Raw genomic sequence first — 14031 nt, 5'->3', positions numbered from 1 at the left:
TCATGAGTATTGAAATATTACCCGCGCGTTTAGCCAACCAAATTGCTGCAGGCGAAGTGGTAGAGCGCCCCGCGTCGGTAGTAAAAGAGTTAGTAGAAAATAGCTTAGATGCGGGCGCTACGCGTATTCAAATAGACATTGAACGGGGCGGCCATAAGCTTATTCGTATTCGTGATAACGGCTCGGGTATAGGTAAAGATGAGCTAACACTTGCGCTTTCTCGCCACGCGACGAGCAAATTAAAATCGCTTGATGATTTAGAGAATATTTGTTCATTAGGCTTTAGAGGTGAGGCGCTGGCATCCATAAGCTCTGTATCGCGTTTAACGCTTAGCTCAAAACCTAAGGAACAAGAAGCTGCGTGGCAAGCATTTGCAGAAGGCCGCGATATGGCGGTGCAAGTTAAACCTGTTGCCCACCCCGATGGAACTACAATAGAAGTTAAGGACTTATTTTTTAATACCCCTGCACGGCGTAAATTTTTACGCACCGAAAAAACCGAATTTACTCATATTGATGAGCTTATAAAACGTATTGCACTTAGTCGCTTTGATGTGTCTATAACGCTAACTCACAATCAAAAGGTTGTAAGGCAATATCGCGCTAAAACAGACCCTGCTCAAGCTATTACTCGCGTTGCGCAAGTAGCTGGTAAAGCATTTGCAGAACAAGGTTTACATATTCAATCTGGTGAGGGCGGTTTGCAATTGCATGGCTGGGTTTTACCTGTCGGCTCAGCTAATACAACACAGTACACGTATGTAAATAATCGAATGATGCGCGATAAGCTTATATTGCATGCTATACGCCAAGCATTTGAAGAAGTGAGCGGTGCACAAGAGTTACCTGGTTTTGTTATTTATATTGATATAGATCCTCGCCAGGTTGATGTAAACGTACATCCTGCAAAGCACGAAGTGCGTTTTCATCAAGGTCGCTTAGTACATGACTTTATTTTACAGGCTATTAAACAAGTTGTAGTACCTTTACAAGGTGAGTTTGTTAGTGAATCAATAGACAATGCGCAACAGGCTATAACAGCTGGTTCTGAGTCTTTGTATACAGGTAATGAAATAACACAGTCGGCAGGTGTTTTTGATTACCCCAAATCGCAATTACAGCCATCTAACTCAGGCTTTGGTGGCGGCTCTACCTCACGTTCTTCAAGTGGTGGGAGCGATAATGCTTATCGTAGCAATGAAGCGACTAATCATCACGACGTAAATGCGTTTTATCAAGGTGTAAGTGAGCAACATGCGGCGCATTTTGACAATGTTACAAGCACTGCGAGCAATACTTTTAGTAATGAACAGCCCGCAAAGCTAAACGAAGTTGCAATATTAAGTGTAACCGAAGGCTTATGCGTATTCAGTTTACAGGAGCAACTTTATTGCTCGCACTTTAAATATGCATTGCTTGATGATTGGCATAACCAAATAAAAGAGTTAGGGAGCCTTGAAGGTAAAGCGCTTTTATTACCAGTAAGAGTCAATTTATCAACAGAAGATTGCGTCATAATAGCAGCGCAACAATCATGGTTTACCTTACTTGGCTTTGAACTTGTTATAGAAAAACAATTCGTTATGGTTAAAAAATTACCTGCTTGTTTGTATTTACTTGATGTATCGAATGCAATTGAACATTTACTGAGTGCATGTAAGTTAGAGTTTGAAAATATTGAAAGTTGGCTTGAATGGCAGTTAGCGTGTGTACCTACTCGCTTTTATTCAAGTAATGTATTTTTAGAGCAACAAATTCGCTTACAAAATAATCCGCAAACAATTGAACGTTTGCAAGAGAAAGCAGTTAAAATAGAGCTAAATAGCTATTTAACGCAATTAAACTAAGGTGTTCGTGTTGAGTAATTTACCGGTCATATTTTTAATGGGCCCAACCGCAGCTGGCAAAACAGCATTGGCAATTTCGTTGTGTGAGCATTTAAATACTGAAATTATCAGCGTCGATTCAGCGTTAGTGTATAAAGGTATGGATATTGGCACTGCAAAACCAGACGCTGAAGAACTCGCACGTGCCCCGCATCATTTAATTGATTTACTGGATCCGAGTGAAACCTACTCGGTGGCCGACTTTAGGCGAGATGCGGTACAAAAAATTGATGAATTTCATAATCAAGGTAAAGTACCTGTACTTGTTGGCGGTACAATGATGTACTTTAAGGCTTTAATTGATGGCTTATCACCATTGCCAGAGGCTGATGCAACTATACGAGCAGAGCTTGAAGCACAAGCTAATGAGCATGGTTGGCCTTACTTATATAAAGAACTAGTTAAAGTTGACCCTAAAGCTGCCGAAAAAATAAGTGAAAACGATTCACAAAGAATTAATCGCGCTTTAGAAGTTTATCGTATATCAGGTAAAACAATGACTGAGTTGCAAAAGCAAAAGCAGCCATCTTTACCCTATACTTTTCATCAATTTGCCATTGCGCCACAGCAGCGCAGTGAATTGCATAAGCGAATTGAAGAAAGGTTTAAAATAATGATTGATCAGGGGTTTGAAAATGAAGTTTCGTCCCTATATCTACGTAAGGATTTACATCCCAATATGCCTTCTATTCGTTGTGTAGGTTATAGACAAATGTGGGATTACCTTGCGGGTGAAACAAGCCATGATGAAATGGTTTTTCGCGGCATTGCAGCAACACGTCAATTGGCTAAACGTCAGTTAACGTGGCTACGCAGTTGGCCTGATGTTACTTGGTTAACAACAGGTGATGAAGAAAACTTGCATCGTGTAGTAAGTTCGCTAAGCTAGTAGTAGTTGAAAATTATTTAGTTTATTTAAATAAGTTCAGCCACTTAATTATAATAACACCTAGAACGAAGGAATAATAACATGGCAAAAGGCCAATCGTTACAAGACCCATTTTTGAATGCACTACGTCGTGAGCGCATTCCAGTATCAATCTTTTTGGTAAATGGCATAAAATTACAAGGTAAAATTCAGTCATTCGACCAATTTGTTATTTTACTTGAAAACACCGTAAATCAAATGGTGTATAAACATGCAATTTCAACAGTTGTACCTGCTCGCGCAGTCAACTTCCAAGGTGTTCAAGGGGATGAGAGCACTGAAGAACCAGAAGCTGGAAACTTTTAATTAGGAGCGTAATGCTTGTTTGACCGCTATGAATCCGGCGAACAGGCAATTTTAGTTCATATCGACTTACCTAAAGATGGCGATCGTGAAGATCTTCATGAATTAGAAATGTTGGTATCTTCTGCTGGTGTTAGTAGTTTGGCGGTTGTGCAAGGCAGCCGTCAAGCACCACATCCGAAACTATTCGTCGGTACCGGTAAAGCAGAAGAAATAGCTGAAATTGTCAAAATCCACAATGCAGATGTCGTCATATTTAACCATCAATTAAGTCCGTCTCAGGAACGCAATTTAGAGCGCGTTTGCCAATGCCGTGTACTTGATAGAACGACACTTATTCTCGATATTTTTGCTCAAAGAGCTCGTACTCATGAAGGTAAGCTTCAAGTTGAGCTAGCACAGTTACGCCATATGTCGACCCGACTTATTCGCGGTTGGACCCATCTTGAAAGACAAAAAGGTGGTATAGGTTTACGCGGACCGGGTGAAACGCAGCTTGAAACCGATAGACGTTTATTACGTGCGAGAATTAAAAACATTCGCGCTCGATTGGCTAAAGTAGCCGTGCAACGTGAACAGGGCAGGCGTGCGCGTACGCGCAACGAAATCCCGACTGTGTCGTTGGTTGGTTATACAAATGCGGGTAAATCAACGTTATTTAACCGAATCACTGATTCTGACGTGTATGCAGCTGACCAATTATTTGCAACACTTGACCCAACACTACGTAAGCTTGATATAGGCGATGTAGGCTCAGTAATTTTAGCTGATACTGTAGGGTTTATACGCCATTTACCGCATGATTTAGTCGCAGCTTTTAAAGCAACACTTACCGAAACGCGAGAGGCAGACTTACAGTTACATGTTATTGATGTGGCAGACCCTCGTCGTAAAGAAAACATTGAACAAGTTCAGTCGGTGCTTAAAGAAATTGAAGCCGATGAAGTTCCGCAATTACTTATATACAATAAAATTGATGCACTTGATGATGTTAGCCCAAGAATTGATCGGGATGACGAAGGCCAACCTATAAGAATATGGCTAAGTGCACAAACTGGTGAGGGTTGTGAGTTATTAAGTGAAGCAATTAGCGACCTATTAGCTAAGCAAATGTTTAGCGAAACGTTACTGCTAGCGCCTATGTACGGGCGTTTGAGAGCTTCATTGTTTACGTTAAATGCAGTTCACGAAGAACGCTTTGATGAGCAAGGCAATTGGTTATTAGATGTTAGAATGCCAATGGTTGAGTGGAATCGTTTAATTAAAGAATTTGGTCCTGAAATTGCTGGTTTTATCAGCCGTAATTAAAAATTGACGCATTAACGTCGGTTTTAGTATGAGAAACGCGGTAGATTTGTTAGATTTAACACAATTTCCTAATTTATTTAGATAACAATGGAGTATAGCTATGGCCTGGAATGAACCGGGTAATAATGGCAATGACAAAGATCCGTGGAATAATAAAGGCGGACGTGATCAAGGCCCACCTGATTTAGACGAGGTGTTCCGTAAGTTTAGTAACAAGTTAGGCGGCTTATTTGGCGGAAAAAAATCCGGCAATGGTAGCGGTGGTGGACTTGGCGGAGCCGGTATTTCATTTATCCTTATTATCGCCGTTATTGTATGGGCGTTAAGTGGTATTTATACGGTAAAAGAAGCTGAGCGCGGAGTGGTACTTCAATTTGGTAAATACGACCGAATTGCAGATCCAGGTTTACGCTGGAAAATGACGTTTATTGAAACTGTTATTCCTGTTGATATTGAAGCAGTTCGCTCATTATCGGCCTCGGGCTTTATGCTAACTGAAGATGAAAACGTGGTAAGCGTTGAGTTTGAAGTACAGTACCGTGTTATTGACCCATACCTATATAAGTTTAGTGTCACTAATGCTGATAACAGCTTAGAAGAAGCACTGGATAGCGCGCTTCGTTATGTGGTTGGTCATGCAAAAATGGATCAAGTACTAACGAATGGACGTGAAGTTGTTCGTCAAAATACGTGGGATGAGCTTAATAAAATCATCGAACCTTATAATTTAGGTTTAATCGTAACAGACGTTAACTTTAAAGACTCACGCCCACCAACAGAAGTTAAAGATGCTTTTGATGATGCAATTGCTGCGCAAGAAGATGAAGAACGTTTTATCCGCGAGGCCGAGGCTTATGCGCGTGAAATTGAACCACGTGCTCGTGGTCAAGTAACACGTATGACGCAAGAAGCTGAGGGTTATCAAGAACGCATTACACTTGAAGCACAAGGTGAAGTGGCACGTTTCGAAAAGCTCTTACCTGAGTATCAAGCGGCTAAGCAAGTTACTCGTGAACGTTTATACATTGACGCAATGGAAGAGGTGCTAGGTAGCAGCTCTAAAGTGTTAGTTGATGTGAAAGGCGGCAACAACATGATGTATTTACCTCTTGATAAAATCATGGACAAGCAAGGCACTGCAACTCGCGTAGCACTTCCTAGCTCAAGTGATATTCAAGACTTACGTAATAAAGTTAATACGTCACGCAATAGCTCTGTTAACAGTGGTAATGACCGCTTTAACAATGACCGCTTTAATGATGGGAGATAATCATAATGAAAAACTTTAGTTTAGTAATACTATTAGCTGCCATTGTTATGTCTTTTTCATCGGTATTTGTAGTACCTGAAGGACAAAAAGCGATTGTAATGTTATTCAGCAAGGTGCAAAAAGACAGTGACGACAAAGCGATTGTATATGGCCCAGGCCTACAATTTAAAGTGCCGTTTTTTAGCCAAGTACGCCGTATCGATGCGCGTATTCAAACGCTAGATGGTACGCCAGATCGTTTTGTTACAAGCGAGAAAAAAGACTTAATTGTTGACTCGTTTGTTAAATGGCGTGTAAACGACTTTAGCGCTTTTTACTTACGTGCTCGAGGCGATAAGCAATATGCTGAAACGTTACTTAAGCAAAAAGTAAACAATGGTCTGCGTACTAACTTTGGTACTCGTACAATTCGCGAAATTGTGTCAGGTGAACGTAGTGAATTAATGGAAGAAGCATTAGTTCAAGCTTCTGAAAGCGCACGTGAACTTGGTATCGAAGTACTTGATGTTCGTGTTAAGCAAATTAACTTACCACAAGAAGTTAGTAGCTCTATTTACCAACGTATGCGCGCTGAGCGTACTGCAGTTGCAAAAGAGCATCGTTCTGAGGGTCAAGAAAAAGCCGAGACTATTCGTGCGGGTGTTGATCGTCGTGTAACGGTAATGCTTGCTGATGCAGAGCGTAATGCGCGTTCTGTACGAGGTCAAGGTGATGCTGATGCTGCTGCAATATATGCTGAAGCGTACAACAAAGATCCTGAGTTTTTTGGTTTTGTACGTTCTTTAGAGGCGTATAAAAAGACCTTTAAAGATAAGCAAGACGTTATGGTGCTTTCACCAGACAGTGACTTCTTTAAATATATGAAAGGCGCTAAAGTGCAATAAGCTTAGCCCTAATATTTAAAAAGTTATAAAGCCTCGCATTTGCGGGGCTTTTTGTTTAATGCGTTTTAGTTGTTTAAATTACTGTTATTTATGTGGTTATTAGCCTCTGTTTTACTTCTAAATTTTACCCGCAGAAAAAATAAGCTGAACAGGGGTGATCTTTCGTTTGGTTTTCTGGTAAAATCTCGTCCTAATTTTCTCTAAGTGAATTTACGATGGGTAAAAACGTTGTTGTATTAGGCACCCAATGGGGTGACGAAGGTAAGGGTAAGGTTGTTGATCTCCTTACAGACAAAGCATCTTTAGTAGTTCGATATCAAGGTGGCCACAATGCGGGTCATACTTTAGTTATCGACGGTGAAAAGACAGTTCTACACCTTATTCCATCGGGTGTATTACGTGACAATGTTAAATGTGTGATTGGTAATGGTGTTGTTTTATCACCAGAAGCGCTAATGAGAGAAATTGGCATGCTAGAAGAGCGCGGCGTACCAGTACGCGAGCGTCTTTTAATAAGCGAAGCATGTCCGTTGATCCTGCCTTTCCATGTTGCATTAGATGTAGCTCGCGAAACTGCTCGTGGCGACAAGCCAATTGGTACAACTGGCCGTGGTATCGGTCCAGCATACGAAGATAAAGTGGCACGCCGTGGTTTACGCGTAGGTGACTTATTTAATCCTGAATTATTTGCAGCTAAATTAAAAGAAGTACTTGAGTACCACAACTTCACATTAGTTAACTACTACAAAGTAGACGCTGTAGATTTCCAAAAAACGTTTGATGATGCAATGGCTGTTGCAGATATCTTAAAAGCAATGGTTGTTGATGTAACTGAGCTTTTAGATCAAACACGTTTAGCAGGTGAGCACATTTTATTTGAAGGTGCACAAGGAACATTACTTGATATCGATCATGGTACTTACCCTTATGTAACGTCTTCAAATACAACTGCTGGTGGCGTTGCTACAGGTGCAGGTTTTGGTCCGTTAAACCTTGATTACGTTTTAGGTATTATTAAAGCGTACACAACACGTGTTGGCTCAGGTCCTTTCCCTACAGAGCTCTACGATGGTCTTGATAAGCAAGACCCTGTAGGTAAGCACTTAGGTGATAAAGGTCATGAGTTTGGTGCTACTACAGGTCGCCTTCGTCGCACTGGTTGGTTAGATGCAGTAGCAATGCGCCGTGCAGTTCAAATCAACAGCATCTCAGGTTTTTGTTTAACTAAGCTTGACGTTTTAGATGGCTTAGAAACACTTAAAATCTGTACTGGTTACCAGCTTGAAGATGGCACAGTTACAAACGTAACGCCATTAGCTGCCGAAGGTTACGAGAAAGTAACGCCAGTATACGAAGAAATGCCTGGTTGGTCTGAAAACACTGTTGGTGTAACAAGCCTTGAAGGTTTGCCAAAAGCAGCGATTGACTACATTAAGCGCATTGAAGAAATCACAGGTGTACCTGTTGATATTATTTCTACAGGCCCAGATCGTGTAGAGACTATGGTACTTCGCAACCCGTTTGCATAATGACCAATGATGTAAAAAAAGCTGCTTAATGCAGCTTTTTTTGTGTCTAAAATTCACCTTGGAACGATCTTTGTATATTATTTAGTAAGTCTATTTTTGTACGTGGTGAACATGCGCCAATTTTTTAAAAGTTCAGTACTAGCTGTTCCGTTAGTGTCGTTATCTTTATTTATAAATACCAATGCGTTAGCAGATGAATCTCCTGCTGCAGTACCTCTATATACTGAATCAGAGCTTATTGCACTTATAAATAAAAATACACATTTGCAGCGTGTAAAGGCAGATGATTGCCAGTTAGTGCAAGATATTGAAGCGCGAGCCAATAAAATGGCGTTACCATCATATCAGTTCTTATATGGCGACATGCTGGCTTATAGTGTGTGTGTTGAACGAAATGTAGAGTTAGGCGTGTATTACATGCGTAAAGCGGCTGAGCAAGGCTTAGCGGCGGCATTAGAGCAATTGGGGCGCTATTACGACACGGGTCGATTAGTGCAGCAAGATAAAGCGATGGCCATTACATATTTACGAGAAGCATCATCGCAAGGAAATTTAAAGGCGCAGCTACGTTTAGTAACGTTGTTTAACAATGGTTATGGTAGCCCGCGTGACTTTGAGGATGCTTATAGGTGGCTGTTTAATTCAATGGTGGCTGATAAAGCAACACATAAAAAAATTGAACGCGCTCTGAGTAAGTTAGCGCAAAAGATGCCAGACAGTGTTGTAGCGCGAGCGCGCATGCCAATGTAATCAAATAGAATTTTGATTAATTGAGATAAAAAGAAACCCTAGCTTTTTGAGCTAGGGTTTTGTGTTTTAAGATTAATTTAAGCGACTTAACTTTCTTCTTTAGTCTTGTTTTGTGGATCTTTCAAAACTGACATTTTAGGAGGTTGTAATGCGACAATACGTTCGCCCTCTTGAGGCGGCTTTTCCATATTTATTGTAAATGGCCTTAGTTTTACAGGTGTATCGTCATCGCTATCTTTATCACCTTTCAATATAAATAACGGGATAGCCTCAGAGTTCATTTCTTGATATTGCTCCCAGCTAAACTCTTCTGAAATACGGGTTGCACTGACTTTACCGCCTTTAGCTATAATGCTACTCAAGCGTGCGTATGAGCCATCATCACCAAACAGTATCTGTCTTGATAAAAATGTGGCACTGTCTTTGTTTGCTTTAGCATGTGAGGTAGATGAGCGCAAAGAAAACACATTTTTCTCATTTAACAAATGAGAAAAATACTGAACGCCGAGTGCATTGTGATGCCTGTTAGGCGACAATGCTAATACACTTCGAATGGTGGTTAATGGTAAATAGCGCTCAGCATGCTCCGACTGCGGATTACCATAATAACAAGGCAATCCATCCATGCGCGCCATTCTACAGTTTTCCCAAGCTGGATCTGATAAGTGAACGGGTATGTTTTGCTCTTTTAAGCCTCGACCAATAGCCCGTGATACATGGTTAGCACCAATAATTAAAATAGTATTAGGTGATGGTTGGCGCACACCTAACAATTTAGCCACAGGTATGGCTGTTAAACTTTGTAATACGACAGTGATAATAATTACAGTAAATATTAACGGCACCATTTTTTCAGCATCTGCCACGCCAGCTTCCATCATACTTAACGCAAATACAGAGCCTACTGCCGCAGCAACAATACCTCTAGGGGCAATCCAAGAGAGTACCAAGCGAGACTTCATGGGCAGATCAGTTCCAAAAGTGGATATTGCAATACACAGTGGGCGCGCAATAAATAATACGACGGCTAAAAAGATGAAAACATCGCTATCAAGCATCATTAAATCAGAGAGTTGTAATCGGGCGGCAAGTAAAATAAACAGTGTCGATATTAAAATCATCGACAAATCTTCTTTAAATTCTAGAACTGAATCTATTTCCAAATCATTTTGGTTTGCCAGCCATATACCAAATACGGTGACTGCTAATAAGCCAGATTCGTGGCTTAAATAGTTTGATACAGAAAAACTAATTAGTACAAGTGCCAAAATACCAAACTTATGGAGCTCAAATGGCAGCCATTCACGGCGCATAAGTTGCGTTGTTACCCAGCCTGCTACGACACCTATACTTAGTCCAACACCCAGTGTTTTGAATAAAGCAATAATAGTGTGGCTAAGTACTTCGCCTTGGCCTACAAGCATTACCGCTTCAAATACTAAAACCGCAAATAACGCGCCTATTGGGTCAATAACAATACCTTCCCAGCGCAAAATGCGATCTATATCTTGTGTAGGGCGCATTGAATTCAGTAACGGTGCTATAACGGTAGGGCCTGTAACAACCAAAACGGCGCCTAACACTGCAGCCACACGCCAATTCAGCTCTAATAACCAATAAGCGCTGAGACTAATGATAATACAGGTAGTTAGCATTCCTATAGAACATAAATTGCGCACCACCTTGCTTATTCCTTTAAGTTCTCTGAAGTGCAAGGTGAGAGAACCTTCAAATAAAATCACAGCTACACTTAGCGACACAACAGGAAATAATAAGTCACCCAAGAGTGCATCAGGGTCTAAAACACCACTAAATGGCCCGAGTAAAAGACCAGTAAGCAATAAAAAGAGAATAGCGGGTACCCTAAACGCCCACGCTACCCATTGGGCAAGTACGGAGCAAAGTGCGATACCGGCTATATAAATTGCTGACATAGAATAAAAATTCCTTATTGATGACGTTATTTAAAAGTATAACTTTTGTTAGTTATTAATACAGGGGTATACACGCGAAAGTTTATATTTACTAATTTAATTTTAATTACTTAAGGAATTTTAGTCGGCATTCGGGTTTTTGCGAGAGGGTGACTAGCTTATTTTGTTAAGCTGTATCAATTCAATTTATTGAATTTTAATCAAAAATAACCTTCAAGGATCATTTTGTATTTACTTAGCACGAATTTTAACCTTGATTTTAAAGCATAAAATAGCGTAATATACTTTGTGTTCTAATAATTAGTTATCTAATTATGTTTATTTAATAAAAATTGCGTTGTTAATCATAACGTCATTTTTAATCATTATAATCAGTTGTTAATGACTAATCAGGCATTAGAACGCTATAAAAAATCATTTACTGAACTATTGGTATGGTTTTACTAAACACGTTTATTTAATTTTTTAAATAAACAAAGGTTTGAGTTGAACTATTACTTTCAATATTTTACCCCCATCGTGGCGGTTAAATCTCGGTCCTTTGGTCTTCACCCTATCTGTTGGTGTATCAGACTTTAGAGGCTCTATGTATGTTGTTAATAAAAAAGCCACACACAGCTTTTTACAGCGATGCATAAACAACACTTTTAAATTTTTTAATTAGTGCCGCTCAGGTTTTGAGTTGTTGCTATTTTTATATGACCTCAAATTTAAAGCTAAGGCTTTAGATATGGTTTTTGTGTGTGCGCAAAAAAGTGTTTTAAATGATTAAATAAATTCGCAGCTATGTTTATAAACGTGGCTACTAAGTTTTAGCTCACGAAAGCTGAGCACAAATAAAATGGAAAGTGGAACATTTATGCAAAAGTTAAATTGGCGACGTATCGTACTTAAAGTTGGTAGTGCTCTGATAGCACCAGATCAAGATGGCTGTCGTTCGCGCTACATATTAACCATCGCACAGTTTATTGTTCGTTGTCGTGCCCGTGGTATTGAGGTTATTTTAGTTTCTTCAGGCTCGGTGGCGGCAGGGTCGCACTTATTTCCTTCAGATAAACCTCGTTCAGTTGTTATGAAAAAGGCAATGGCGGCTGCAGGTCAAACAGAAATGATTGCTATGTGGGACCGCTTTTTTGATTTTCCTTCAGCACAATTATTATTAACACACGGCGATTTGCGTGATCGTGAGCGTTACCAAAGTATTCGAGAAACTGTTTTTACTCTGCTTGAGCATGGGATCCTACCAATTATCAACGAGAATGATGCAGTCACAACGGATGATTTAAAAGTCGGTGATAATGACAACTTATCTGCCATGGTGGCAGCTGCCGCTGATGCAGACGCGCTATTAATATTTTCAGACGTTGATGGGTTGTACGATAAAAACCCTAATTTGCATGATGATGCTATTTTATTACCTGAAATTAAATCAATTGATGAGTCTATTTATGCTATGGCAGGATGTGCTACAAGTTCAGTAGGCACGGGCGGCATGAAAACAAAAATTGAGGCCGCTGAAAAAGCAACATCACATGGTATTGCTACTTATATTATTAACGGTTTTAAAGAAGAGACATTTACTCGTTTATTAGCCGGTGACAACCCAGGAACAGTATTCTCACCATATGAAAAACCAATGCAAGATTCAGTTCACTGGATGACGCACACGGCAAATGAGCAAGGTGAAGTAGTAGTCGATGGCTCATTTGATGAGTCTCTAGAAGGTGAAAGCGGCTGTATCCGTGGTGATGAAATTATGGAAGTACATGGTGAATTTGCCGTTGGCGACACCATTTTAGTACGAAGTGAAGACGGTACGCGTTTAGCCAAAGCGACCGCAAATTATAGTAGCTGTTTGTTAAACTTTATTGCAGATAACGAGCAGAGTGAATTTAGTGAAAAAATGCAGGATTCAATTGGTCCTGTAATTTCTGAAAAAGATATCGCATTATTGGAGAAGTCATGAGTTTAATTACGGATATATCACGCCAGGCAGCAAAAGCTGCGACAACACTTGCTTTACTCGACACCGAGACTAAAAACCAAGTATTAACAGAAATGGCTCAAGCGCTACGCGCTCAAAAAGCGTTTATCATTAAAGAAAATGAAAGTGACTTGAGTGCAGCGCGTGATAATAATTTAGCAGCCTCTATGATCGACCGTCTAACTTTAAATGATGAACGTATCGAGGCAATGGCCGAAGGTATTGAGGTAATTGTGAGTTTAGATGATCCTGTTGGTCAGTTACGTGACATCACTGAGCGACCAAACGGTATTAAAATTCGCAAAATGCGCGTACCTCTAGGCGTTGTATGTATGATTTACGAAGCTCGCCCTAATGTAACAGCAGACGCGGGTGCACTTTGTTTCAAATCAGGCAATGGTGTTATTTTACGTGGTGGTAAGGAAGCACTTAAAAGCTCACAAGCTATCGCAAGTGTAATGCACAGTGTGCTTGATAAGCATAATCTACCAACTTCACTTATCTCTGTTATTCCTGATCCTGACCGTGCTTTATTGATGGAATTAATGCAGCAACGCGAAAGCATCGATTTGATTATTCCTCGCGGGGGCGAAGGTTTAATTAACTTTGTAACTGAGAACAGCACTATTCCTGTTATTCAGCACTTTAAAGGTGTGTGTCATTTATACGTAGATAAAGATGCTGATCTAGAGATTGCACTTAACTTACTACTTAATGGTAAAACACAACGTACCGGCGTTTGTAATGCACTTGAAGGTTTAGTAGTTCACCAAGATGTTGCTGATGAATTTTTAAATTTATGTGCCGTAGTATTACGCCAAGAAGGCGTAAAAATTAATGCCGATAGCACTGCAGCAAAGTATTTTGATGATGCAACCGTACTAGCCGATAACGAATTTGGTGAAGAATACTTAGATCTTGAGGTAGCTATTCGCGTCGTGCCAACTTTCAGCGCTGCAGTTGATCATATCGCTCAGTTTGGTTCTAACCATACCGAAGTAATATGTACTAAAAACGACACGACAGCAGAGCTGTTTCAACGCAGTGTTGATGCATCAGTAGTTATGGTAAATGCATCTTCTCGATTTTCAGATGGCTCTCAACTTGGCCTAGGCGCAGAGATTGGTATTGCTACCACTAAGCTGCATGCATATGGTCCTATGGGCTTAGAGTCATTAACGACTGAAAAATACTTAGTTAATGGTGTCGGGCAAGTTCGCGAATAATAGCTGCGGGCTAGTCAAAAAAGCCGAGT

Annotated in this window: 11 protein-coding genes; 10 read left to right on the top strand and 1 reads right to left on the bottom strand. The window is 40.3% G+C overall.

Annotation, left to right across the window (positions count from 1 at the left end; translation table 11 throughout):
* Window positions 1-2: 2 nt before the first annotated feature.
* The 8 genes from mutL (at window position 3) to J8L73_RS05640 (ending at window position 8858) form a co-directional block, all read left to right on the top strand.
* Complete coding sequence (mutL, locus tag J8L73_RS05675; protein ID WP_211015326.1) at window positions 3-1847, top strand: DNA mismatch repair endonuclease MutL; 1845 nt, start codon at window positions 3-5, stop codon at window positions 1845-1847.
* A 37-nt stretch (window positions 1848-1884) separates the two neighbouring features.
* A complete protein-coding gene (miaA, locus tag J8L73_RS05670; RefSeq protein ID WP_247659583.1) occupies window positions 1885-2775 on the top strand; it encodes a tRNA (adenosine(37)-N6)-dimethylallyltransferase MiaA in 891 nt (296 codons plus the stop codon).
* Between the two features lie 81 nt (window positions 2776-2856).
* A complete protein-coding gene (hfq, locus tag J8L73_RS05665; protein WP_007375939.1) occupies window positions 2857-3120 on the top strand; it encodes an RNA chaperone Hfq in 264 nt (87 codons plus the stop codon).
* Between the two features lie 15 nt (window positions 3121-3135).
* Complete coding sequence (gene hflX / locus J8L73_RS05660) at window positions 3136-4425, top strand: ribosome rescue GTPase HflX (protein WP_211015322.1); 1290 nt, start codon at window positions 3136-3138, stop codon at window positions 4423-4425.
* A 100-nt stretch (window positions 4426-4525) separates the two neighbouring features.
* The gene (gene hflK / locus J8L73_RS05655) at window positions 4526-5695 is read left to right on the top strand and encodes an FtsH protease activity modulator HflK (protein ID WP_210998724.1); all 1170 of its coding nucleotides are present in this window, start codon (window positions 4526-4528) and stop codon (window positions 5693-5695) included.
* 5 nt (window positions 5696-5700) lie between these two features.
* Window positions 5701-6579 (top strand): protease modulator HflC, encoded by an 879-nt coding sequence (hflC, locus tag J8L73_RS05650; RefSeq protein ID WP_210998725.1) that lies wholly within the window; start codon window positions 5701-5703, stop codon window positions 6577-6579.
* 215 nt (window positions 6580-6794) lie between these two features.
* Window positions 6795-8108: an adenylosuccinate synthase gene (locus J8L73_RS05645; protein ID WP_210998726.1), complete on the top strand. Its 1314-nt coding sequence runs from the start codon at window positions 6795-6797 to the stop codon at window positions 8106-8108.
* 111 nt (window positions 8109-8219) lie between these two features.
* Window positions 8220-8858, top strand: coding sequence for a tetratricopeptide repeat protein (locus J8L73_RS05640; protein ID WP_211015321.1), 639 nt, complete (start codon window positions 8220-8222; stop codon window positions 8856-8858).
* Window positions 8859-8944: 86 nt separating this feature from the next.
* Here the strand turns inward: J8L73_RS05640 and J8L73_RS05635 are convergent, their stop codons facing one another.
* On the bottom strand, window positions 8945-10792 hold the full coding sequence (locus J8L73_RS05635) for a sodium:proton antiporter (protein WP_211015319.1): 1848 nt from the start codon (window positions 10790-10792) through the stop codon (window positions 8945-8947).
* A gap of 859 nt (window positions 10793-11651) precedes the next feature.
* Here J8L73_RS05635 and proB point away from each other — a divergent pair.
* Both proB and J8L73_RS05625 read left to right on the top strand, forming a co-directional pair.
* Window positions 11652-12758 carry a glutamate 5-kinase gene (gene proB, locus J8L73_RS05630; protein ID WP_210998729.1) on the top strand — a complete coding sequence of 369 codons (1107 nt, stop codon included), beginning with the start codon at window positions 11652-11654 and terminating at the stop codon, window positions 12756-12758.
* Complete coding sequence (locus tag J8L73_RS05625) at window positions 12755-14002, top strand: glutamate-5-semialdehyde dehydrogenase (RefSeq protein WP_211015316.1); 1248 nt, start codon at window positions 12755-12757, stop codon at window positions 14000-14002. The genes proB and J8L73_RS05625 overlap by 4 nt, the downstream gene beginning before the upstream one ends.
* Window positions 14003-14031: the final 29 nt, after the last annotated feature.

It is taken from the genome of Pseudoalteromonas sp. MMG006 (assembly GCF_018101025.1).
Lineage (GTDB): Bacteria > Pseudomonadota > Gammaproteobacteria > Enterobacterales > Alteromonadaceae > Pseudoalteromonas.
The sequence above is the reverse complement of the archived record's forward strand: the minus strand, read 5'-3'. Positions and strand labels throughout refer to the sequence as shown.

What these genes read in the sequence shown, in the direction of transcription:
- mutL (WP_211015326.1), top strand. Translation starts at nt 3, where the DNA reads ATGAGTATTGAAATATTACCCGCGCGTTTAGCCAACCAAATTGCTGCA.
- miaA (WP_247659583.1), top strand. Translation starts at nt 1,885, where the DNA reads ATGGGCCCAACCGCAGCTGGCAAAACAGCATTGGCAATTTCGTTGTGT.
- hfq (WP_007375939.1), top strand. Translation starts at nt 2,857, where the DNA reads ATGGCAAAAGGCCAATCGTTACAAGACCCATTTTTGAATGCACTACGT.
- hflK (WP_210998724.1), top strand. Translation starts at nt 4,526, where the DNA reads ATGGCCTGGAATGAACCGGGTAATAATGGCAATGACAAAGATCCGTGG.
- hflC (WP_210998725.1), top strand. Translation starts at nt 5,701, where the DNA reads ATGAAAAACTTTAGTTTAGTAATACTATTAGCTGCCATTGTTATGTCT.
- J8L73_RS05645 (WP_210998726.1), top strand. Translation starts at nt 6,795, where the DNA reads ATGGGTAAAAACGTTGTTGTATTAGGCACCCAATGGGGTGACGAAGGT.
- J8L73_RS05640 (WP_211015321.1), top strand. Translation starts at nt 8,220, where the DNA reads ATGCGCCAATTTTTTAAAAGTTCAGTACTAGCTGTTCCGTTAGTGTCG.
- J8L73_RS05635 (WP_211015319.1), bottom strand. Translation starts at nt 10,792, where the DNA reads ATGTCAGCAATTTATATAGCCGGTATCGCACTTTGCTCCGTACTTGCC.
- proB (WP_210998729.1), top strand. Translation starts at nt 11,652, where the DNA reads ATGCAAAAGTTAAATTGGCGACGTATCGTACTTAAAGTTGGTAGTGCT.
- J8L73_RS05625 (WP_211015316.1), top strand. Translation starts at nt 12,755, where the DNA reads ATGAGTTTAATTACGGATATATCACGCCAGGCAGCAAAAGCTGCGACA.